General features: G+C 55.2%; 17 protein-coding genes. 7 read left to right on the top strand and 10 right to left on the bottom strand.

Annotated elements, in window-relative coordinates; all coding sequences use genetic code 11:
• The first annotated feature begins 28 nt into the window (after positions 1-28).
• The 3 genes from focA (at position 29) to pflA (ending at position 4,164) form a co-directional block, all read left to right on the top strand.
• The gene (gene focA / locus LOC22_RS18190; protein ID WP_017384832.1) at positions 29-886 is read left to right on the top strand and encodes a formate transporter FocA; all 858 of its coding nucleotides are present in this window, start codon (positions 29-31) and stop codon (positions 884-886) included.
• A 51-nt stretch (positions 887-937) separates the two neighbouring features.
• A complete protein-coding gene (pflB, locus tag LOC22_RS18185; RefSeq protein WP_003858247.1) occupies positions 938-3,220 on the top strand; it encodes a formate C-acetyltransferase in 2,283 nt (760 codons plus the stop codon).
• 203 nt (positions 3,221-3,423) lie between these two features.
• A complete protein-coding gene (gene pflA, locus LOC22_RS18180; RefSeq protein ID WP_003858250.1) occupies positions 3,424-4,164 on the top strand; it encodes a pyruvate formate lyase 1-activating protein in 741 nt (246 codons plus the stop codon).
• 36 nt (positions 4,165-4,200) lie between these two features.
• On the opposite strand, the gene LOC22_RS18175 is transcribed toward pflA, so the two are convergent.
• The 10 genes from LOC22_RS18175 to lrp all read right to left on the bottom strand — a co-directional run bounded on the left by LOC22_RS18175 (position 4,201) and on the right by lrp (position 18,162).
• Entirely contained in the window at positions 4,201-4,722 is a 522-nt protein-coding gene (locus LOC22_RS18175) for an anti-virulence regulator CigR family protein (RefSeq protein WP_192972201.1), read from the bottom strand.
• A gap of 122 nt (positions 4,723-4,844) precedes the next feature.
• Positions 4,845-5,993 (bottom strand): MFS transporter, encoded by a 1,149-nt coding sequence (locus LOC22_RS18170; protein WP_003858254.1) that lies wholly within the window; start codon positions 5,991-5,993, stop codon positions 4,845-4,847.
• A 274-nt stretch (positions 5,994-6,267) separates the two neighbouring features.
• Positions 6,268-7,131, bottom strand: a complete 864-nt coding sequence (locus tag LOC22_RS18165; protein WP_017693703.1) for a dimethyl sulfoxide reductase anchor subunit family protein — start codon at positions 7,129-7,131, stop codon at positions 6,268-6,270.
• A 1-nt stretch (position 7,132) separates the two neighbouring features.
• Positions 7,133-7,750, bottom strand: a complete 618-nt coding sequence (locus LOC22_RS18160; RefSeq protein ID WP_017384545.1) for a DMSO/selenate family reductase complex B subunit — start codon at positions 7,748-7,750, stop codon at positions 7,133-7,135.
• A 10-nt stretch (positions 7,751-7,760) separates the two neighbouring features.
• Positions 7,761-10,205: a dimethylsulfoxide reductase subunit A gene (gene dmsA / locus LOC22_RS18155; RefSeq protein ID WP_230239105.1), complete on the bottom strand. Its 2,445-nt coding sequence runs from the start codon at positions 10,203-10,205 to the stop codon at positions 7,761-7,763.
• A 211-nt stretch (positions 10,206-10,416) separates the two neighbouring features.
• Positions 10,417-11,709 (bottom strand): serine--tRNA ligase, encoded by a 1,293-nt coding sequence (gene serS / locus LOC22_RS18150; RefSeq protein ID WP_003858266.1) that lies wholly within the window; start codon positions 11,707-11,709, stop codon positions 10,417-10,419.
• Positions 11,710-11,801: 92 nt separating this feature from the next.
• Positions 11,802-13,145, bottom strand: coding sequence for a replication-associated recombination protein RarA (gene rarA, locus LOC22_RS18145; RefSeq protein ID WP_006809396.1), 1,344 nt, complete (start codon positions 13,143-13,145; stop codon positions 11,802-11,804).
• Positions 13,146-13,154: 9 nt separating this feature from the next.
• Positions 13,155-13,769: an outer membrane lipoprotein chaperone LolA gene (lolA, locus tag LOC22_RS18140; RefSeq protein WP_003858270.1), complete on the bottom strand. Its 615-nt coding sequence runs from the start codon at positions 13,767-13,769 to the stop codon at positions 13,155-13,157.
• A gap of 127 nt (positions 13,770-13,896) precedes the next feature.
• A complete protein-coding gene (locus tag LOC22_RS18135) occupies positions 13,897-17,532 on the bottom strand; it encodes a DNA translocase FtsK 4TM domain-containing protein (RefSeq protein ID WP_230239104.1) in 3,636 nt (1,211 codons plus the stop codon).
• A gap of 135 nt (positions 17,533-17,667) precedes the next feature.
• Positions 17,668-18,162 (bottom strand): leucine-responsive transcriptional regulator Lrp, encoded by a 495-nt coding sequence (gene lrp / locus LOC22_RS18130; protein ID WP_000228469.1) that lies wholly within the window; start codon positions 18,160-18,162, stop codon positions 17,668-17,670.
• Positions 18,163-18,705: 543 nt separating this feature from the next.
• Between lrp and trxB the strand changes: the two genes are divergently transcribed.
• From trxB to aat, 4 genes are all read left to right on the top strand, one after another.
• The gene (trxB, locus tag LOC22_RS18125; protein ID WP_003858303.1) at positions 18,706-19,674 is read left to right on the top strand and encodes a thioredoxin-disulfide reductase; all 969 of its coding nucleotides are present in this window, start codon (positions 18,706-18,708) and stop codon (positions 19,672-19,674) included.
• Between the two features lie 114 nt (positions 19,675-19,788).
• Positions 19,789-21,555 carry a heme ABC transporter permease/ATP-binding protein CydD gene (cydD, locus tag LOC22_RS18120; protein ID WP_015570980.1) on the top strand — a complete coding sequence of 589 codons (1,767 nt, stop codon included), beginning with the start codon at positions 19,789-19,791 and terminating at the stop codon, positions 21,553-21,555.
• Positions 21,555-23,276: a heme ABC transporter ATP-binding protein/permease CydC gene (gene cydC, locus LOC22_RS18115; protein WP_230239103.1), complete on the top strand. Its 1,722-nt coding sequence runs from the start codon at positions 21,555-21,557 to the stop codon at positions 23,274-23,276. Before cydD ends, cydC begins: the two co-directional genes overlap by 1 nt.
• Before the next feature lie 45 nt (positions 23,277-23,321).
• The gene (gene aat / locus LOC22_RS18110) at positions 23,322-24,026 is read left to right on the top strand and encodes a leucyl/phenylalanyl-tRNA--protein transferase (RefSeq protein ID WP_230239102.1); all 705 of its coding nucleotides are present in this window, start codon (positions 23,322-23,324) and stop codon (positions 24,024-24,026) included.
• The last annotated feature ends 35 nt before the right edge of the window (positions 24,027-24,061 follow it).

The following is a 24,061-nucleotide window of genomic DNA, read 5'->3' as shown; positions in this document are numbered from 1 at the left end:
TCGCCGACTTAATAAAGAGAGAGTTAGTGTGAAAGCTGACAACCCTTTTGATCTATTACTCCCCGCTGCGATGGCGAAAGTTGCCGAAGAAGCGGGAGTCTACAAAGCCACGAAACATCCGATGACGACGTTCTTTCTGGCCATTACGGCTGGGGTGTTCATCTCCATCGCTTTCGTCTTCTATATCACAGCCACCACCGGCACTGCCGGGATGCCTTTCGGCATAGCGAAACTGATTGGTGGTATTTGCTTCTCACTGGGCCTGATTCTCTGCGTCATCTGCGGCGCCGACCTCTTCACCTCAACGGTGCTGATTGTGGTGGCAAAAGCCAGCGGAAGAATTACCTGGGGTCAACTGGGGCGCAACTGGCTCAACGTTTACGTTGGCAACCTGATTGGCTGTCTGCTCTTTGTTCTGTTGATGTGGCTCTCTGGCGAGTATATGACCGCCAACGGCGGCTGGGGGCTTAACGTCCTGCAAACCGCCGACCACAAAATGCACCATACATTTATCGAAGCTGTTGCTCTCGGCATCCTCGCAAACCTGATGGTCTGCCTGGCGGTCTGGATGAGCTACTCTGGTCGTAGCCTGATGGATAAAGCCATGATTATGGTTCTGCCGGTTGCGATGTTTGTTGCCAGCGGCTTTGAGCACAGTATTGCGAATATGTTCATGATCCCGATGGGGATTGTTATCCGCAACTTTGCAAGCCCGGAGTTCTGGACTGCTGTAGGTTCAACCCCGGAAAGTTTTTCACACCTGACTATTATGAACTTCATTACTGATAACCTGATCCCCGTCACTATCGGGAACATTATCGGTGGGGGTCTGTTAGTTGGGTTGACATACTGGGTCATTTACCTGCGTGGCGGCGATCATCATTAATGGTTGTCTCAGGCAGTAAATAAAAAATCCACTTAAGAAGGTAGGTGTTACATGTCCGAGCTTAATGAAAAGTTAGCCACAGCCTGGGAAGGTTTTACGAAAGGTGACTGGCAGAATGAAGTCAACGTCCGTGACTTCATTCAGAAAAACTATACCCCGTATGAAGGTGACGAATCCTTCCTGGCTGGTGCGACTGACGCAACCACCAAGCTGTGGGACAGCGTAATGGAAGGCGTTAAACTGGAAAACCGCACTCACGCGCCAGTTGATTTTGACACCTCCGTTGCTTCTACCATCACTTCTCACGATGCTGGCTACATCAATAAAGCCCTTGAGAAAATCGTTGGTCTGCAAACTGAAGCACCACTGAAACGCGCAATCATCCCGTTCGGTGGTATCAAAATGGTTGAAGGTTCCTGCAAAGCGTATAACCGCGAGCTGGACCCAATGCTGAAAAAAATCTTCACCGAATACCGCAAAACCCATAACCAGGGCGTATTCGATGTTTACACCAAAGACATTCTGAACTGCCGTAAATCTGGCGTTCTGACCGGTCTGCCAGATGCCTATGGCCGTGGCCGTATCATCGGTGACTACCGTCGCGTTGCGCTGTACGGTATCGACTTCCTGATGAAAGACAAATACGCGCAGTTCGTCTCTCTCCAGTCTGACCTGGAAAACGGCGTAAACCTGGAAGCGACTATCCGTCTGCGTGAAGAGATCGCTGAACAGCACCGTGCGCTGGGTCAGATCAAAGAGATGGCGGCTAAATACGGCTGCGATATCTCTGGTCCTGCAACCAACGCTCAGGAAGCTATCCAGTGGACCTACTTCGGCTACCTGGCCGCTGTTAAGTCTCAGAACGGTGCAGCAATGTCCTTCGGCCGCGTATCCACCTTCCTGGATGCGTACATCGAACGTGACCTGAAAGCAGGCAAAATCACCGAACAAGACGCTCAGGAAATGATTGACCACCTGGTCATGAAACTGCGTATGGTTCGCTTCCTGCGTACCCCAGAATATGATGAGCTGTTCTCTGGTGACCCAATCTGGGCAACCGAATCTATCGGCGGTATGGGCGTAGATGGCCGTACTCTGGTAACCAAAAACAGCTTCCGCTTCCTGAACACCCTGTACACCATGGGTCCTTCTCCGGAGCCGAACATCACCGTTCTGTGGTCTGAAAAACTGCCTCTGAACTTCAAGAAATTCGCCGCTAAAGTGTCCATCGACACCTCTTCTCTGCAATACGAGAACGATGACCTGATGCGTCCTGACTTCAACAACGATGACTACGCTATCGCTTGCTGCGTAAGTCCAATGGTTGTTGGTAAGCAAATGCAGTTCTTCGGTGCGCGTGCAAACCTGGCGAAAACCATGCTGTACGCAATCAACGGCGGCGTTGATGAAAAACTGAAAATGCAGGTTGGTCCTAAGTCTGAACCGATCAAAGGCGACGTGCTGAACTATGACGAAGTCATGGACCGCATGGACCACTTCATGGACTGGCTGGCTAAACAGTACGTGACCGCGCTGAACGTTATCCACTACATGCACGACAAGTACAGCTACGAAGCCTCTCTGATGGCGCTGCACGACCGTGACGTTGTTCGCACCATGGCGTGTGGTATCGCAGGTCTGTCCGTTGCGGCTGACTCCCTGTCTGCAATCAAATATGCGAAAGTTAAACCAATTCGTGACGAAGATGGTCTGGCTATCGACTTCGAAATCGAAGGCGAATATCCGCAGTTTGGTAACAACGACGCTCGCGTTGATGATATGGCGGTTGACCTGGTAGAACGTTTCATGAAGAAAATTCAGAAACTCACTACCTATCGTAACGCTATCCCGACTCAGTCTGTTCTGACCATCACCTCTAACGTTGTGTATGGTAAGAAAACCGGTAACACCCCGGACGGTCGTCGTGCTGGCGCGCCATTCGGCCCAGGTGCTAACCCAATGCACGGTCGTGACCAGAAAGGTGCGGTTGCCTCTCTGACCTCCGTTGCTAAACTGCCGTTTGCTTACGCGAAAGATGGTATCTCTTACACCTTCTCTATCGTGCCAAACGCGCTGGGTAAAGACGACGAAGTGCGTAAAACTAACCTCGCGGGTCTGATGGATGGTTACTTCCACCACGAAGCGTCCATCGAAGGTGGTCAGCACCTGAACGTGAACGTGATGAACCGTGAAATGCTGCTCGACGCGATGGAACATCCTGAGAAATATCCTCAGCTGACCATCCGCGTATCTGGCTACGCAGTACGTTTTAACTCCCTGACGAAAGAACAGCAGCAGGACGTTATTACCCGTACTTTCACTCAGTCCATGTAAGTGGAATTGACTGAAATCACGCGTTAAAAAGCGTACAATAAAGGCTCCACGCAAGTGGGGCCTTTTTAACACCCTCGCTTTATCAGTCTCTTTTGTCCGCTATCTATACTTAATGGATAACAGCCAAAACAGACTCGACATAGCCTTTGAGCTGTGCATCTACATAGGCCCCCGGATGGGCCAAATTCGGAGATATCACCGCAATGTCAATTATTGGTCGCATTCACTCCTTTGAATCCTGTGGCACCGTCGATGGCCCGGGGATCCGCTTTATCACTTTCTTCCAGGGCTGCCTGATGCGCTGCCTGTACTGCCATAACCGTGACACCTGGGACACCCATGGCGGTAAAGAAGTCACCGTTGAGGATCTGATGAAAGAGGTGGTGACCTATCGCCACTTCATGAACGCGTCCGGCGGTGGCGTGACGGCATCCGGCGGTGAAGCCATACTTCAGGCTGAATTTGTGCGCGACTGGTTCCGCGCCTGCCACAAAGAAGGCATTCATACCTGCCTCGACACCAACGGCTTTGTGCGCCGTTACGATCCGGTTATTGATGAACTGCTTGAAGTGACCGATCTGGTGATGCTCGATCTCAAGCAGATGAACGATGAGATCCACCAGAATCTGGTTGGCGTTTCAAACCACCGTACGCTGGAATTTGCCAAATACATTGCCAATAAAGGCGTCAAGACCTGGATCCGCTACGTGGTGGTGCCGGGCTGGTCAGATGATGATGACTCTGCACATCGTCTGGGTGAATTTACCCGGGATATGGGTAACGTGGAGAAAATTGAACTCCTGCCCTATCACGAACTGGGTAAACATAAATGGGTGGCGATGGGTGAAGAGTACAAACTCGATGGCGTGAAGCCGCCGAAAAAAGAGACGATGGAGCGCGTCAAAGGTATTCTTGAGCAGTATGGCCACAAGGTCATGTATTAACGAAAAGGCCCGGTGAAAACCGGGCCTTTTTATATTCTATTTAAAGACGCCATTAATAACGGAAGTCACAATCGCCGTACTCAGCGCAATTAAGACCAGGTCGTCACCTACCACGCGCCATTCATAGCCCGGATAGGAAGGAAGCTGACCCAGCATATCGGCTGGCACGGTTTTCTTCGCAATGCCCGGAGGCAGTGGCTTACCGCGCGCCAGGTTTTTCGCAATTCCCGGAGGCAGAGAGTCGTAGCCTGTTAAGCCGTAATTCAGTGCCAGATGGCGGGCATGATCGAAGCTCACGCGAGCATCCACATCATTACCGACATCTTTGCTGTTTTTAAAGCTCTTATCCGATTTCCCAGGGTTATCCTGACCGTTATTGTGTTTATTACCATGGTTACCAGCGTTCCCGTTACCATGATTGCCGCTATTACCTTGTCCGCCACCGTTTCCGTAACCACCGCCATTCCCGTTTCCTGGATTAGCCATGGCCGGAGCCGTTGCAAACGTTAAAGCCAACACTACGGCAAGTGCGGTAGTGGAAAAACGACGAGTAGACATGATTGCTGCCTTTTAGTGGTAAACTCATTTGAATTATCGCCAGGCAGTAAAAACTCACAATAAGTAAAAGTCTTATATGTGACAGGGACAAAAAAGCCTGTCATCGACAGGCTTTTAATAAGTCATGCATGGGCCACTGGCGTTGGATGTTCGCCCACTTTGCGCAGCAGCATTAACAGATAAATAAACGACACGCTGGCGATCATAATAAACAGCAGATTGTCAGAATAATTTTGCATGAGCATAGCGGTAAAAGTCGGCCCCAGTAAACTGCCGATGGTGTAACTCAGCAACAAAGCCTGGTTCATTGCAACCAACTGGTGATGCTCAACTTTCTCACAGGCCCAGGCCATCGCGACCGGATAGAGCGTAAAGCCCGCAGCTCCCAGAATGAACAGCGCAGGCGCCATTGCGGCGTTGCTGAGCATGGCGAGACAGCCCATGATGACCACGAAAACCTGGACGCGCAGCACCAGCAGACGACCAAAGCGGTCCGCCAGGCGGCCAATCGGCCACTGCCCGACAATCCCCGCGCTGACCATCACCGCCATCCAGAAACCGATCCCTGAATCACTGACGCCCTGATGGTTAAGATAGAGCGGCATCAGGCCATAGAGCGAGCCCAGCACAATCCCGGAAATAATGCAGCCGTTAACCCCCAGACGCGCCTGGCGCAGTCTCAGCATCGGCCAGACGTGGGTAGCTTCCTGATGCTCGCTGTTTTGATTCACAATGCGGGTAAAGAGCAGCGGCAGGATCGCCGCCAGAACCATGCCCGTCACCCACGGCAGCACGCTCATCAGGTCGGTTGGCAGTTTGCTGACCATCAGCTGTCCCAGAACGGTACCGACGTAGTAAACCATCATATAGGCCGCCAGCAGACGCCCGCGATTACGGGACGTTCCGCTGCACATTAGCGCACTTTCAACCACCACCCAGATCATGGCGCAGCCGACGCCCGCAATAAAGCGCCAGACCATCCAGCTCCAGAAGCCGACCATGAGGCCTAAACCGGCGCAGCCGACGGCAAAGATCAGCGACGCCAGATAATAACTGCGGTTAAAACCAAAGCGCTTAATAAGGCTGCCCGTTAATAAGGTGCCCAGCAGATTGCCCGTAAAAAAGGACGAGCTAACCATACCCACCTGCCAGGTCGGTAAGTTTTCATGGGCGAGCCATAGCGGGACGAGTGTGTTTAACACCGCGATCGCCAGGGTCAGCAAAAGCAGGCCACAGAGCAACAAAAGCACCGGGCGGGTATAGGTGGTCATGGATTAAAAACCGTGAGGAAGTTCAGATTTCGTGCGCATCATGCCACTGGCAAAAACAAAGTCAATCCACCGATTCAGGCGTCACGCACGTTATGCGCCTTGTCGATTTAAAAAACTCATCCTGCTAATGCAAAGCCTGCTACTGATATTAATTATCTATTTGTTTTTATTTATTTCCGGGAATTTTTACAACGAAACATCAGTCGAAAAATTTCATGAATGAAAAAAGAAAAGCCGGGCGCTATGTCCCGGCTTTTTATAACAAAATCTAAAATTAGCTGGCGATAGCCATACCGACCGTCATATGCAGACCGTAAAATACGCCGCGACCAATTAACTCCCCTGCCAGCACCAGCACAAAGGCCAGGGACAGTAACGGCAGCGCAGGCGAGTAACCTTTAAGCTGAGGGGCAATCCAGCACACCAGCGCCGCCGTCAGCAGCACCACACGCCAGGCCATCAGCGAACCGTAATCCGGCACCAGCGCCGAAGCCTGCTGGATAGAGCTGTGAATGGTCGCCAGCTCCGCTCCCTGCATGAGCGCGACAACGGTACTGATTACCAGCGCCAGCAGCGAGACCGCGGGCAGCAGGCGCATCGCCCAACCATTAATGCCAGCCACACGCAGCAGCAGATAACCCAGCAGCGGCCCGCCAATAAACATGGTCAGGAAGAAGCTCATCGGCGTCCAGACGCTGTACCAGGTCGGAACGGTATCGATGGTGTTGTACACCCGGACCATCATCCAGACGAAGACAACGCCCAGTACCATGGTGACGATGAGCCACAACGCGCGTAACCCTGACGGCAGCTTTTTCACCGCTGCCAGTAACCACCCCAGCCCGCCAACGGCAAAGAAGATTGCCCCGCTGGCAATCTCGTTACTCAGCGAAGAGGCACCTACGCGGTTCAGGGAGTTGAACGCGCGCATCGGTGAGCCCAGGTGCAGCGTAGAGGCGATAAACCCAATGCCCATCAACACCCACAGGCCAAACATGCTTAACACCAAACGCTGCTGCTGTTCAGCATTGAGGTTCCCTTTTAACAGCGCCAGCGCAAGGACGATAAACCCGCCCGCCACGCACTGCCCAAAGACCGTGAAGATCATCAGCGGCCATTCATGCCATCCACTTCCCATCTCACACCTCCTTCGGGTTTGCCAGGTAGCCGGTGGTGTCACCCGTCGGACGGCTGTTGGCGTTAGGTTTAATCACAATACTCGGCTTCGTGAAGTGCGCAGACGGCAGCGGCGCGACGGCAGCAAGCTGACCGTGTTTTTTGCGCAGCTCTTCAATCGGGCCAAAGTCCAGCGCGCGCAGCGGGCAGGATTCGACGCAGATGGGCTTTTTGCCGTCCGCCACGCGGCTATGGCAGCCGTCGCACTTGGTCATGTGGCCTTTGGCGGCATTGTACTGCGGCGCGCCGTACGGGCAGGCCATGTGGCAGTAGCGACAGCCGATGCAGACATCCTCGTCCACCACCACAAAACCGTCGTCGCGCTTGTGCATTGCCCCGCTCGGGCAGACCTTGGTACAGGCCGGATCTTCGCAGTGGTTGCAGGCAATCGACAGGTAATAGGCGAAGACATTCTGATGCCAGACGCCGTTATCCTCCTGCCAGTCGCCGCCCGCGTATTCATAGATACGACGGAAGCTGACGTCCGGGGTCAGATCTTTGTAATCCTTGCAGGCCAGCTCGCAGGTTTTGCACCCGGTGCAGCGGCTGGAATCAATAAAAAATCCATACTGGGTTGTCATCGGTTACTCCTTACGCCTTTTCAACCTGAACGAGGTTTGTGTGGGATGGGTTGCCCTTCGCCAGCGGCGATGGGCGCTGCGTAGTGAGAACGTTGATGCAGCCCGCCTGATCGATACGGTTCGCATCCGGGTTATACCAGGCCCCTTCCCCCAGCGCGACAACGCCAGGCATCATACGCGGAGTCACTTTAGCTTCGATATGCACTTCGCCACGTCCGTTGAAGATACGTACGCGATCGCCATTACTGATGCCGCGCGCTTTCGCATCCATCGGGTTGATCCACATCTCCTGTCGGCAGGCCGCTTTCAGTACGTCAACGTTGCCGTAGGTGGAGTGAACACGCGCTTTGTAGTGGAAACCGGTCAACTGAAGCGGGAATTTCGCCGTCAGCGGATCGTTGTAGTTTTCGAAGCCTGGCGTATAAATCGGCAGCGGATCGATAACGTCCCCTTCCGGCAATTCCCACGTTGCGGCAATTTTTGCCAGCTCTTCGGAGTAGATCTCGATTTTGCCCGACGGCGTGGTCAGCGGATTGGCCTGCGGATCGTCGCGGAAGGCTTTATACGCCACGTGATGCCCTTCGGGATCGCGCTGCTTGTACATGCCCTGCTTGCGGAAGGTATCGAAGTCCGGCAGGTCAGGAATGGCTTTGCGTGAGAGCTCATGCAGATGGCGCATCCACCCTTCCTGAGTACGTCCTTCAGTGAACTGCTGCTCAACGCCAAGACGTTTCGCTAGCTCGGAAGTCATCTCATAGATGGTTTTGCACTCGAAGCGCGGTTTGATGGCCTGGTCAGTGAAGATCACATAGGACATGTTGCCGCAGGAGGCATCCAGCGCGAAATCCATCTGCTCAGACGCGGTGCAGTCTGGGAGCAGAATATCGGCATACTTCGCCGATGAGGTCATGTGGCAGTCGATCACCACAATCATTTCGCACTTCTTGTCGTCCTGCAAAATTTCATGGGTGCGGTTGATTTCAGAGTGCTGGTTGATCAGGCAGTTACCGGCGTAGTTCCAGATCATTTTGATCGGCACGTCCAGCTTATCTTTGCCCCGAACACCGTCACGCAGCGCGGTCATTTCCGGGCCGCGCTCGATCGCGTCCGTCCACATAAACATGGAGATGCTGGTCTGAACCGGGTTATCCAGCGTTGGCATACGTTCAAACGGGACTTCATACGAGCCTTCACGCGCCCCGCTATTACCGCCGTGAATACCGACGTTGCCAGTCAGAATCGAGAGCATAGAAATAGCGCGGGTAGCAATTTCGCCGTTCGCGTGACGCTGTGGTCCCCATCCCTGGCTGATATAAGCCGGTTTTGCTGAACCAATTTCACGGGCCAGCTGAACAATACGTTCGACTGGAATGCCGGTAATGGTGGATGCCCACTCAGGGGTTTTCGCTACCCCGTCGCTGCCCTGACCAAGAATGTACGCTTTGTAATGCCCGTTAGCCGGTGCGCTGGCTGGCAGGGTCTTCTCGTCATAACCAACGCAGTATTTATCAAGGAACGGCTGATCGACGAGGTTTTCAGTGATCATCACATACGCCAGCGCATTGACCAGCGCCGCATCGGTACCAGGGCGAGTAGGGATCCACTCGTCTTCACGTCCCGCGCCGGTATCGGTATAGCGCGGATCGACGATGATCATACGTGCGTTGGATTTGGCGCGCGCCTGCTCAAGATAATAGGTTACCCCACCGCCGCTCATCCGGGTTTCGCCTGGGTTGTTACCGAACAACACCACCAGTTTACTGTTTTCGATATCCGACGGGCTGTTACCGTCTGCCCAGCCGCCGTAGGTGTAGTTCAGCCCCGCAGCAATCTGTGCGGAAGAGTAGTCGCCGTAATGATTGAGATAGCCGCCGCAGCAGTTCATCAGGCGCGCCACCAACGTTTTACCCGGCGGCCAGGAGCGGGTCATGGTACCGCCCAGCGTCCCGGTGCCGTAGTTGAGGTAGATGGATTCGTTGCCATACTCTTTGATCAGGCGCTGCATGTTAGTCGCGATAATATCGTAGGCTTCGTCCCAGCTAATACGCTCGAACTTCCCTTCCCCACGCTTACCGACGCGCTTCATTGGGTATTTCAGACGATCCGGGTTATAAACGCGACGGCGCATTGAACGGCCACGCAGACAGGCACGAACCTGATGTAACCCTTCGTAGTTATCATCGCCGGTATTGTCGGTTTCGACATATTTGATTTCACCGTCAACAACATGCATACGCAGAGGACAACGGCTACCACAGTTAACGGTACAGGCACTCCACACCACTTTTTCCGGGGCTGAAGCGGGAGACAGAGCCTCCGCCGCCGACGCCAGACGGGTAAAAGGGAGCGTAAAGGCGCTGCTGGCAACCGCCAGACCGCCTATTGCCGTGGTTTTCATCAACCCACGGCGAGTGACCTCGGCAGCCATTAACGCTTCAGGCGCTTTGATTTTCATAAAGACTCACTTTGGTTGCTCACAAAGAAATAAAGGGCGGCATACACCGCTATATAGTTTTATGTATAACGATATTTTTGGTTATCAGTGTTTTATGCTGACTTTCGTTCGGAGGAGTATTACTACTTTAGAGGGAGGGGTTATTGCTTCGTATCAAATCAGAGGCATAAAAAAAGCGCCCTGAGGCGCTTTTTTGTCTTAGAGCAAATAATTAGCCGATGAACTGCTGGCCTTTCATGTAAGGGCGCAGCACCTCCGGGATCTCAATGCGTCCGTCAGCCTGCTGGTAGTTTTCCAGCACAGCAACCAGCGTACGGCCTACTGCCAGACCAGAACCGTTCAGGGTATGAACCAGACGGGTTTTCTTGTCAGATTTGCTGCGGCAACGCGCCTGCATACGACGCGCCTGGAAATCCCAGACGTTGGAGCAGGAAGAGATTTCACGGTAGGTGTTCTGCGCAGGCACCCAGACTTCAAGGTCGAAGGTTTTGCAGGCACCGAAGCCCATGTCGCCGGTGCACAGCGCCATACGGCGGTACGGCAGGCCCAGCAGCTCCAGCACTTTCTCAGCATGACCGGTCATCTCTTCCAGCGCGTCCATAGACTCTTCCGGACGAACGATCTGCACCATCTCTACTTTATCGAACTGGTGCATACGGATCAGACCGCGCGTATCGCGACCGTAAGAACCGGCTTCAGAACGGAAACATGGAGAGTGCGCGGTCAGTTTGATTGGCAGATCGTCTTCGTCGATGATCTCATCACGCACGAGGTTGGTCAGCGGCACTTCCGCGGTTGGGATCAGCGCGTAGTTGCTGCTGTCTGCTTCCTCGTCCAGCGGACGGGTATGGAACAGATCGCCGGCAAATTTCGGCAGCTGGCCTGTACCGTACAGCGTATCGTGGTTAACCAGATACGGAACGTAGGTTTCGCTGTAGCCGTGCTGCTCGGTGTGCAGATCCAGCATGAACTGCGCCAGAGCGCGATGCAGATGGGCAATTTGACCTTTCATGACCACAAAGCGAGAACCCGTCAGCTTAACCGCAGCCGCAAAGTCCAGGCCCGCGTGCATTTCGCCCAGCGTGACGTGATCGCGCACCTCGAAGTCAAACTCGCGAGGCGTGCCCCAGCGTTTCACTTCAACGTTGTCGTTTTCGTCTTTGCCGACAGGCACGCTGTCGTCAGGAATGTTCGGGATCGCCAGAGCGATATCACGAATTTCAGCCTGAAGAACATCCAGTTCAGCTTTCGCCTGATCCAGCTCTTCACCCAGTTTGTTCACTTCCAGGCGTAATGGCTCAATATCTTCCCCGCGCGCTTTCGCCTGGCCAATGGATTTCGATCGAGAATTACGCTCTGCTTGCAGATTTTCAGTTTGTACCTGCAAAACTTTACGACGCTCTTCAAGAGCGCGCAGCTTATCTACATCCAGCTTAAAGCCCCGGCGTGCCAGTTTTTCAGCGACTGCGTCTGGCTCATTACGCAGCAGATTGGGATCGAGCATGCTTATCCTGTGCTTATCGAATTAAAAAAGGAAAAAGTGACCACAGCCTGCGGCCACAGAGATATATTGCCAACATTACCGCAACGATTGAACTAACGGTAGCGTTTTATAGGGCTATTTTGATCCTGTCCGGCAAGCCAGGCGAGCTTTTCGCCAATCTTACCCTCAAGACCTCTGTTTGTGGGATGATAATAGCGGGTTTGTGCCATCTCCTGCGGGAAATACTCTTCCCCGGCGGCGTAGGCGTTGGGTTCATCATGGGCGTAGCGATACTCCTGCCCATACCCCATCTCTTTCATCAATTTGGTTGGCGCATTGCGCAGATGAACCGGCACATCGTAGTCCGGACGTTCACGCGCATCCGACATCGCCGCTTTGAAGGCGGTATACACCGCGTTACTTTTCGGCGCGCAGGCCAGATAGACAATTGCCTGCGCAATGGCACGCTCACCTTCCGCGGGTCCGACGCGGGTAAAGCAGTCCCAGGCGGAAATAGCGACCTGCATGGCGCGTGGATCGGCATTACCGACATCTTCTGACGCGATGGCCAGGCAGCGACGCGCGACATATAACGGATCGCCACCGGCGGTAATGATACGCGCGTACCAGTAGAGCGCCGCATCCGGGGCGCTGCCGCGCACGGACTTATGTAATGCAGAGATCAGGTCGTAAAAACGATCGCCTTTATTATCGAAGCGTGCGCTGCGCTCACCGGCTATTTCGGTCAGCAGCTCCTGCTTTAGCACCCGCTTTCCGGCATCATCCACTTCGGCCATATCGGCCATCATTTCCAACGTATTCAGCGCCCGACGCGCATCGCCGTTGACCAGTTCAGCGATCGCACGACGCGTGTCGTCCGGCAGAACGATATCCTGTCCGCCGTAACCCCGCGCTTTGTCCTCCATCGCCTGGGTCAGAACCTTTTCGATATCCTCTGTGGTCAGGGATTTAAGCAGGTAAACGCGGGCGCGGGAAAGGAGCGCAGAGTTCAGCTCAAACGACGGGTTTTCCGTGGTTGCGCCGATGAAGAAAATCGTGCCGTCTTCAATGTGCGGCAGAAACGCATCCTGTTGGCTCTTGTTGAAGCGGTGGACTTCATCGACAAACAGAATGGTGCGGCGCCCGGCATTACGGTTTTGCCGCGCGCGCTCGATCGCCTCACGAATCTCCTTTACGCCGGAGGTAACCGCCGAGATGCGCTCAACGTCCGCGTTAGCATAGCGGGCGATCACTTCAGCGAGGGTAGTTTTACCGGTTCCAGGTGGGCCCCAGAGGATCATGGAGTGCAGATGCCCCGCCTCAATAGCGCGCGGCAAGGGTTTCCCCGCAGCAAGCAGGTGTTGCTGGCCGATGTACTGCGCTAAATTTTCTGGCCGCATACGGGCGGCCAGAGGTTGAAACGCATTATCTGAAAAATCGAGCGACAGGTTGCTCACTCATGCCTCTTACTTATTACGTTGGTCGTCCACCGTTACGCCCTGCGGCGGGGTAAAGGTGAATTTCGAAGCATCTACAGCGCCGTTTTGCTGAGACTTAAGCTGATAGCTACTGCGCTGATCGTCCTGCTCAACCGCACCGAACTGATTAATGGTACCGTTGCTGCTCACGTTAATGGTGAACTGCTTCAGGTTACCGTTGCTGCCTTTTGGCGTCAGGACGAACTCATCTCCGTTTTGTTTAATGTTGTACTGCTGCCAGTCGCTGGACTGGTTACGGGCAATGAGCATAAACGGCGTATTACTGGTCGCATCTTTCAGCCAGGTGGCGGTCGCCTGCTCAACAAACGGGTTGTAGAACCATAAGGTTTTCCCGTCGGACACCAGCACGCTTTCATCCGGCTGGGTCATGTGCCAGTTGAAGAGATTCGGGCGTTTCACCCACAAATCCCCCTGACCTTCCTGCACCGCGTTGCCACTGCCGTCAGTCACTTTTTGCGTGAAGCTGGCGTGGAAGCTGCTCACTTTATCCAGTCGGCTTTTAAGGTCGCTGGCTGCATCAGCCCAGACGCTGCTGGCAACAAAACTGGAGAGTAATGCACAGGCGATGGCGATTTTTTTCATTGTTATTCCTTAAAATACGTCTTCCCGATATGGGGGTTCCGTTTCTATTCTGGACCTGCCCGAAGGCAGGCGACAGAAGAATATGCTTAATTTTTGCTGATTTACCCTTCTTTGCAATCGCTGAAGGTTAATCAAACGGCGGTGGCGCCAGCACCTCACGGTTACCGTTATGCCCCTGTTCGCTCACAATACCCTGGGCTTCCATCTGCTCGATAATACGCGCCGCGCGGTTGTAGCCAATACGGAACTGGCGCTGGACGCCGGAGATGGACGCCTTACGTTTTTCGGTAACGAAATTAACCGCCTGGTCAAATAACGGATCCAGCTCTTCGCCGCCGTCAAAACCACCGCCGCCACCTTCGCTTTCACTGTCGGAGGTGATGCCGTCAACGTATTGCGGCCGACCGCGCGCTTTCCAGTCCTGCACCACCGCATGCACTTCCTGGTCGCGAACAAACGCACCGTGTACGCGCACCGGCGAGGTGGAGTTCGGGCCGGAATAGAGCATATCACCCATACCCAGCAGCGACTCTGCACCGCCCTGGTCAAGGATAGTACGCGAGTCAATTTTACTCGACACGGTAAACGCGATACGGGTCGGGATGTTTGCCTTAATAAGACCGGTGATAACGTCTACGGACGGACGCTGCGTCGCCAGCACCAGGTGGATGCCCGCCGCACGCGCTTTCTGTGCCAGACGCGCAATCAGCTCTTCCACTTTCTTGCCAACGGTCATCATCAGGTCGGCGAACTCATCCACCAGCACGACGATGTAAGGCAGTTTTTCCAGCACCGGATGCTGGGCATCCATGCTGTCACCCGGCTTCCAGTATGGGTCCGGAATCGGACGGCCCATACGTGCCGCCTCAGCGATTTTCTCGTTATAACCGGCCAGGTTACGAACGCCCAGCGCCGACATCAGCTTGTAGCGACGCTCCATTTCATTGACGCTCCAGCGCAATGCGTTGGCGGCGTCCTTCATGTCGGTCACCACTTCCGTTAACAGGTGCGGAATGCCTTCGTAGACGGACAGTTCAAGCATTTTCGGGTCGATCATGATGAAACGCACATCTTCAGGCTGCGCTTTGTAGAGCATACTGAGGATCATGGCGTTCACCCCGACCGATTTACCGGAGCCGGTGGTACCCGCAACCAGCAGGTGCGGCATCTTCGCGAGATCGGCAACCACCGGATCGCCAGCGATATCTTTACCCAACACCACGGTCAGAGGGGACGGGTTGTCGCGGAATTTGGTGTTATCCAGAACTTCACGCAGATAAACGGTCTGGCGTTTCTTGTTTGGCAGCTCAAGGCCAACGTAAGGCTTACCTGGGATCACTTCCACCACGCGTACCGCCACGGTCGACAGAGAACGCGCCAGGTCACGGGACAGGTTAGAAATACGCGCCGCTTTTACGCCTGGCGCCAGGTTCAGTTCGAAACGGGTGATCACCGGGCCAGGGGAGTAGTTCACCACGTCCGCTTTAATACGGAAGTCAGCCAGACGCGCTTCCACCAGACGGGCCATCTGCTCAAGAGCAAAAGTATCCACCGGTTCGACTTCCGCTGGCGGCGGCGTTAACAGATCCAGCGACGGCAACGGCGTACTTGGTCGTTGCAGCGGACGGCTGTCTCCGTTACGCATCAGCAGCGGGTGAATCAGGCTTTCCTGCGGCTGTGGTGCTGGCTGCTGGAACTGCGGCTGCGGCGGTTGGGCCGGCGGTGTATGCGGCTGCGCATAAGCCTGCGGCGCTGGCGCCTGACGCACCGGTTCCGCTTCTGGCATCACGCTCGGCGTGAACAGCGGTTCGCTCGGACCGTCATCCACCAGATCTTTCATCGGTGAAAATTCAAAATCCGAGAGCGAGAACGGGTTTGCCCCCGAAGGCTGCTCACCGGAATAACGTTGCTGCTGCGTGGCCGCAAACTGACGCGCTAATTCCGCTTCGGCAGCATCATCTTCATCCTGCTGAGAATGAACATCGTGTTGGTACTCATTCCCGTAGCGTTGAGTCTGCTGGGCGGCAAACTGACGCGCCAGCTCACCCTGATGCAGTTCGTCGGCATCATCTTCGTAGTCGGACTCACGGGCTTTTTCTTCCGCCATACGCTGGGAAGGCAGTTTAATGCCATAAGAGGCCAGCTCCCGGCGCGTCGGTACGCGCACGCGATTAGGGCGCGGCAATTGTGGACCAATGCCCTCTTTTACCTGAGGACGCGGCGCACCGTCGGTTGCCGGGCTGAATAGCGGAGCGGACGCGGCAGCGGCTGCCGTTGCCTGCTTCACGGTTTCCGCTCCTGACGCAACGGCTGGCGCTGGATCTACAGGTGCAACGCTTGCAGAAGGCGCTTTTACAACAGGCTCCTGCACCGGCTCAGGCACGGGCTGATACCAGGCGGCAAGCTGCTCGCGCTCTCGGGCACGGCGCTCTTCCACCTCTTCAAAATAGTACAATGGCGGACGGGATGGCTTCGCTTCCTCCACCACTTCGGGTTCAGACACCGGCGCAACGTATGGCTGTTCAGGTTCAGCAGGTTCGGGCGTATAAGCCTGATACGGCTGTTGCGGCTCGCTGGCAGGCTCAGGCGGCTGATACGGTTGCTGCCACTGTTCCTGCTGCACAGGAATATAGCTTTCAGGCTCCGGCGCAATGGTCGGTTCAGGCGTATGGACGCCTGGCGCAGTCTGCCAGTCCACCTGCGGTTGCTGGATCGCGGACTCCGGTGCCGGAACAGGCGAGGACGGCATCACGGCTTCAACAGGCGCAACATGGGCCTGCGCAGCCGTCGTTGCGGCAGCAGCAGCGGCTACCGGTTCAGTCACGGAATGACCATGCAACAGCGGATCGTATTCATCATACTCACCCGGCGTAGCTCGATGACCAGAGAACAACACATCATCAGGATCGACGGCCGCGCCGCGATACTCAATCTGCTCCTCTTCATCCATACGTTTGCCGGAGAAAAGCGCGGCATCCGTTTTACGGCCTAACGGGTTAGCAAATTTTTCAGCAACGCGCTGGCGGCGTGCCAGAGCGCCGCGCAGAATACGGGCACGGCGGGATTCACGACGCTGCACGGGTGCCTCGTCTTCCTCTTCGTACTCATCTTCATATTCGTCTTCATCGACCCACGTATCATCACGACGGGTGCGATTGCTGGCAAACGTCAGCAGAGTCAGAATAAAGCTGCCGATTTTTTCGGCAATGCTCACCCAGGACCAGCCGGTAAACAGCGTCAGTCCCGCCGCCCAGATACAGAGCAGCGCCAGCGTGCCGCCGCTGCTGTGAAGCATCGGTTGCAGCGCGGAACTTAACAGGCTGCCAATCACCCCGCCAGAGGCGAAATACCAGATATCATCGGCATTGATCGCCGCCAGCCCACAGGAGGTGAGGATCAGCGCCAGGGCGCCAATCAGACGCAGCGAAACGGCAAAATAATCGATGTAGTCGTCGTTCTGTCGATGACGCCAGGCAAACCAGCATCCGCCAATAATGATGACGGGAAGGGTATAGGCCATCACACCGAAAATGAAGAAGAGCGTGTCCGCAAGCCAGGCGCCGGGAACGCCACCTAAATTATGGATAGGCTCATGCCATGCGGTTTGCGACCAGCTAGGGTCTGAGGGGTTGAAACTGAGTAAGGCAGCCATCAGCCAGACGGCAAAAAGGGCAATAACAATCAGTAACGCCTCAAGGAGACGACGTCCGCTGCTTAGCTTAGATAATGTGACTTCTTTGTCTTCAGTGTATTCCTGGCTCAAGAAAGGCTCTCCAGGTATCAGGCATGTCCTGCCTGTGTGCTAAAACGGACAACAGCGCCGGGACTCCCCGGCACTGTTGCTGTATGGATTAACAGGAGTGTAATCAAACTACACTGATTTTGCACCTGTTCCGTGTTAGCGCGTCTTAATAACCAGACGATTGCTCTGTTTGACCTCTTCCATCACCACATAAGTACGGGTGTCGTTCACGCCTGGCAGACGCAGCAGGGTTTCACCCAGCAGCTTACGGTAGGCGGACATATCAGGCACACGGGTTTTCAACAGGTAGTCAAAATCACCGGAAACCAGATGACACTCTTGAATTTCTTCAAGTTTTTGTACAGCGGCGTTAAATTGCTCAAACACATCTGGTGCACCACGATTCAGAGTAATCTCAACAAATACCAGAAGTGAGGCATCCAGATAATGCGGGTTCAGCAGAGCCGTATAGCCCTGAATAAAACCCTGTCTTTCCAGTCGACGCACACGCTCAAGGCACGGCGTCGGGGAAAGTCCCACACGTTTTGAAAGCTCGACGTTGGAAATACGCCCATCCTTTTGCAATTCATTAAGAATGTTACGATCGATACGGTCGAGATCTTTGCCAGGGCGCTTCTTGCTATCTACCATTATTATTGTCTCTCTGTATTCCTTCCCTACTCCTGCCTGGACCCTGTGCACATCACTGTTCAGAGCCTGGACCCGTTATTCATCACATCGCCTGGTTATGTATTAGACGCGATGTAGATTCGGGTTCTGCGGTAAGAAGACCGTTGCCCGAAAGCAGTCACAGACATCACGTATGGCGTCTGTCCACACCATGCGTAGATTTCACTGACCCGGTAAAAATGGCATTTCCGTGCATGTCTATGCGGCATGCAGTTCGTGCGTCTTTTTTTCTTCCTTGAATGTTTTCGCAAAAGCGCAGGGGATTGTCAAAGCAAAACATCGATTTTTAGTACAACATGCCGGATATTCATTACGGAGGGGCATTAATCCTCATTTTATTGCCTTATAAACACGCGGTTTTCAGTAGCAGAAGTGATGTGACCGCCTCTGACCCATAGGGCGCGTCTATTGCATATATCGGAAGCAAAACTCTCCTGCTCTTTTTTTACGGCAACAAATTCCCTACAATCCAGCCCATTGCCTGCCAACAACAATGGGGATCTCATGGGCACGACCAAACACAGTAAGCTGCTAATCCTTGGTTCTGGACCTGCGGGATATACCGCAGCGGTCTATGCTGCACGCGCTAACCTGCAACCGGTACTGATCACCGGGATGGAAAAAGGCGGTCAGTTGACCACCACCACGGAAGTGGAAAACTGGCCTGGCGACCCGAACGACCTGACCGGGCCGCTGCTGATGGAGCGCATGCACGAGCATGCCGCCAAATTCGAAACCGAAATCCTGTTCGACCACATCAATAAAGTGGATTTGCAGAACCGTCCGTTCCGCCTGACGGGTGACAGCGGCGAATACACCTGCGATGCGCTGATCATCGCCACCGGCGCCTCTGCCCGCTATCTCGGCCTGCCGTCTGAAGAAGCGTTCAAAGGCCGCGGCGTGTCAGCCTGCGCGACCTGCGACGGTTTCTTCTATCGCAACCAGAAAGTTGCGGTTATCGGCGGCGGCAACACCGCTGTGGAAGAAGCGCTGTATCTGGCAAATATTGCCTCAGAAGTACACCTGATTCACCGTCGCGACACCTTCCGCGCGGAGAAGATCCTGATTAAACGCCTGATGGACAAAGTGGCGAGCGGCAACATTGTGCTGCATACCAACCGTACGCTGGAAGAAGTGACTGGCGATCAGATGGGCGTGGCGGGACTGCGTATCCGTGATACCCAGAACACCGATAACGTCGAAACGCTGGAAGTGGCAGGCCTGTTTGTGGCAATCGGTCACAGCCCGAACACGGCTATCTTTGAAGGCCAGCTGGAGCTGGAGAACGGCTACATCAAAGTGCAGTCTGGCATTCACGGCAACGCCACCCAGACCAGTGTTCCGGGTGTCTTCGCAGCTGGCGACGTGATGGACCATATTTATCGTCAGGCGATCACCTCTGCGGGCACCGGTTGTATGGCCGCGCTGGACGCAGAACGCTACCTGGACGGGCTGGCTGAACAAGGCAAATAATCTTTACAAGTCAGTAACAAACGTAAATAAAGGCGGCCACTGGTCGCCTTTATTTTTGCTCGCGTGTAACATGCAGAGGTCTAATTTCTTATAACGTCACCTGCAAAGTACGCAATGGAAAAAACCCGTCAACAAGAGTTAACCCGCTGGCTGAAACAGCAAAGCGTTCTGTCCCGCCGCTGGCTTATGATTTCCCGCGTTCTGGGATTCATCAGCGGTCTGTTGATTGTTGCCCAGGCATGGCTGCTGGCCCGCATTCTCAACCATATGATCATGGAGAACATCCCGCGCGAAGCGCTGCTGTTGCCGTTTATCGTTCTGGTGCTGGTTTTCGTTCTGCGTGCGTGGGTGGTCTGGCTGCGCGAGCGGGTTGGGTTCCACGCCGGGCAGCACATCCGCTATGAGATTCGCCGCAAGGTGCTCGATCGGCTTTCGGAAGCCGGGCCTGCGTGGATCCAGGGTAAGCCAGCCGGCAGCTGGGCGACGCTGATCCTTGAGCAAATCGACGATATGCACGATTACTACGCGCGTTATCTTCCCCAGATGGCGCTGGCGGTGTTTGTGCCCCTGATGATTGTTATCGCCATCTTCCCTGTTAACTGGGTGGCGGCGTTGATCCTGCTAGGCACCGCCCCGCTCATCCCGCTGTTTATGGCGATGGTCGGCATGGGCGCGGCAGATGCTAACCGTCGTAACTTCCTGGCGCTGGGTCGGTTGAGCGGTCATTTCCTGGACCGTCTGCGCGGAATGGAAACCCTGCGGATCTTCGGTCGTGGTGAAGCGGAAACCGAAAACATTCGCCTGGCGTCGCAGGATTTTCGTCAGCGCACCATGGAAGTGTTGCGCATGGCCTTTCTCTCATCTGGCGTGCTCGAATTTTTCACCTCCCTGTCGATTGCGCTGGTGGCGGTTTACTTTGGCTTCTCCTACCTCGGCGCGCTGGACTTTGGCCACTACGGTACGGCGGTCACGCTTTCCGCCGGGTTCCTGGCGCTGATCCTGGCCCCGGAATTTTTCCAGCCGCTTCGCGATCTCGGCACCTTTTACCATGCCAAAGCGCAGGCGGTGGGTGCTGCCGACAGCCTGAAAACCTTCATGGAAACGCCGCTGGCGAATCCGGAGCGTGGTGAGGTAACGCTGAATACGAACGATCCGGTGACCATTGAAGCACAGGATTTTTCTGTTCTGTCGCCTGAAGGCAAAGTGCTGGCCGGTCCGCTGAACTTTACCCTGCCTGCCGGGCAACGTGTGGTGCTGGTGGGTACCAGCGGCTCAGGTAAAAGCTCATTGTTGAATGCGCTGTCAGGTTTTATGGCGTACACCGGATCGCTGCGTATCAACAAAACGGAGCTGCGCGAGCTCGATCCGGATGCCTGGCGTAAACAGCTGAGCTGGGTGGGGCAAAACCCTCAGCTGCCAGCTCCGACGCTGCGCGAGAATGTGCTGCTGGCACGCCCGGATGCGCGTGAAGATGAGCTGCAATCGGTCCTCGACCGCGCCTGGGTCAGCGAGTTTCTGCCGCTGCTTGCGCAGGGTGTCGATACCGTCATTGGCGATCAGTCTGCCGGGCTGTCAGTAGGCCAGGCACAGCGCGTCGCGGTCGCCCGTGCGCTGCTGAATCCCTCTTCGCTAATGCTGCTGGACGAACCTGCGGCCAGCCTGGACGCTCACAGCGAGCAGCGCGTGATGGATGCGCTTAACGCAGCCTCACGCCAGCAAACCACCCTGATGGTGACTCACCAGCTGGAAGGTATTGCCGACTGGGATCAGATCTGGGTGATGGAAAACGGACACATTGTTGAACAAGGCGATTACGCCGCGCTTGTTGCCGCGCAGGGGCCGTTTGCGACCCTGCTGGCGAACCGTCAGGAGGATATCTGATGCGCGCCCTGCTTCCGTATCTTGCACTGTATAAACGCCACAAATGGATGCTGACGCTCGGGATCGTGCTGGCGATCGTTACTCTGCTGGCCAGCATCGGTCTGCTTACGCTTTCCGGCTGGTTCCTCTCCGCGTCTGCGGCCGCAGGCTTTGCCGGGCTGTACAGCTTTAACTACATGCTGCCTGCCGCCGGGGTGCGCGGCACGGCGATTACGCGAACTGCCGGACGCTACTTCGAACGTCTGGTCAGCCACGACGCGACCTTCCGCGTGCTGCAACACCTGCGTATTTACACCTTCAGCAAACTGCTGCCCCTCTCCCCTGCCGGGCTGGCACGTTTTCGACAGGGCGAATTACTCAACCGCGTGGTCGCAGATGTGGATACGCTGGATCACCTCTATCTGCGCGTCATTTCACCTATGGTGGGCGCGTTTGTAGTGATTGTCGTGGTCACGCTGGGGTTGAGTTTCCTGGATGTTCCCATCGCACTGACGCTCGGCGGCATCATGCTGATGACGCTGATTATTCTGCCGCCCCTGTTTTATCGTGCAGGTAAAACCACCGGGGAAAACCTGACGCGCCTGCGAGGGGAATATCGCCAGCAGCTCACCGCCTGGTTGCAGGGACAGGCCGAGCTCACCCTTTTTGGTGCCAGCAAATGGTACCGCGCCCGCATGGAAAATACGGAGCTGAACTGGCATGAAGCCCAGCGGCGCCAGTCTGAACTGACCGCGTTCTCCCAGGCGCTGATGATGTTAATTGGTGGGATTGCCGTTATCGCCATGCTCTGGATGGCCTCCGGTGGCGTGGGCGGTAACGCGCAGCCTGGCCCGCTGATTGCGCTGTTTGTTTTCTGCGCCCTGGCAGCCTTTGAAGCCTTAGCCCCGGTCACGGGCGCCTTTCAGCATCTCGGCCAGGTGATTGCCTCTGCGCTGCGCATTACGGATATTGCCGAGCAGGAGCCGGAAGTGAAGTTCAGCGCGGGTCAAACCGCTGTGCCAGAGCAGGTCGCGCTGACGCTCAGCAATGTCACTTTCGCCTACGACAAGCAGGCGCAAAACGCGCTGGAAGACATCACCCTTTCTGTTGATGCCGGGCAGCGCATTGCGATCCTTGGCCGTACGGGATGTGGGAAATCGACACTTCTGCAACTTCTCACGCGCGCGTGGGACCCACAGCAGGGCGAGATTCTGTTTAACGACGTTCCGCTGTCTGGTTTTAGCGAAGCGGCCTTGCGTAAAACGGTCAGCGTCGTGCCCCAGCGGGTGCATCTGTTCAGCGCTACGCTGCGCGATAATCTTCTTCTGGCGGCACCAGACGCCTCCGACGATACGCTGCGGGCAATGCTGGAGCAGGTTGGGCTGCACAAGCTGCTTGAAGACGACGGGTTGAACAGCTGGCTGGGTGAAGGGGGTCGACAGCTTTCCGGCGGCGAACTGCGTCGTCTGGCCATTGCGCGTGCGCTGCTGCACGATGCGCCGCTGATGCTGCTGGATGAACCGACAGAAGGACTGGATGCCACGACAGAGAGCCAAATCCTTGATTTACTGGCGAATGTGATGAAAGGTAAAACCGTGCTGATGGTCACGCACCGTCTGCGAGGGCTGGTGAATTTCGATCAGATAATTGTGATGGACAACGGACACATAATTGAGCAAGGTAGTCACGCAGAGCTGCTGGCAAAACAAGGTCGCTACTACCAGTTTAAACAGCGCCTGTAGACTATATTTGTAGCGTCCTCTCTCGCGTACTGGAGTTCTGTTGTCATGCGCCTGGTGCAGCTTTCTCGCCATAATATTGCGTTCCCTTCTCCGGAGGGGGCGCTGCGTGAACCTAACGGCTTGCTGGCTCTGGGCGGCGATCTCAGCCCGGCACGGCTCTTAATGGCTTACCAGCGCGGCATCTTTCCGTGGTTTTCTCCTGGCGACCCGATCTTATGGTGGTCTCCTGACCCGCGAGCCGTGCTGTGGCCTTGGCAGTTTCACCTGAGCCGCAGCATGAAGCGTTTTCATGCAAAATCACCCTTTCGCGTCACGCTTAATCACGCCTTCGGCCAGGTTATCGAAGGCTGCGCTGAAGATCGTCTAGAAGGCACCTGGATAACCCGCGATATCATTATCGCCTATCACCAGCTTCATGAGCTGGATTACGCGCATTCGATCGAAGTGTGGAGCGGCGACGACCTCGTCGGGGGCATGTACGGCGTGGCGCAGGGTACGCTGTTCTGCGGCGAGTCGATGTTCTCCCGCGCCACGAATGCGTCGAAAACCGCGCTGCTGGTTTTTAGCCAGGAATTTGCCCGACGTGGAGGACAGTTAATGGATTGTCAGGTGCTGAATGAGCATACCGCCTCGCTCGGCGCCGTTGAAATCTCCCGCCGACACTATATCGAACACCTGGAACAGTGCCGAAAGGAGACCCTACCACGCGATTTTTGGGTTCCCAGAACGCTCTTTATACCCAATGCCTAAATGTTTTCCGCATATTTTTTATGAGGGTGTTATAA

Origin of the sequence: Enterobacter sp. AN-K1 (genome assembly GCF_020971765.1) — a bacterium.
Lineage (GTDB): Bacteria > Pseudomonadota > Gammaproteobacteria > Enterobacterales > Enterobacteriaceae > Enterobacter > Enterobacter hormaechei_C.
Note: the sequence above shows the minus strand (reverse complement) of the source record. Positions and strands in the feature narration are given on the sequence as shown.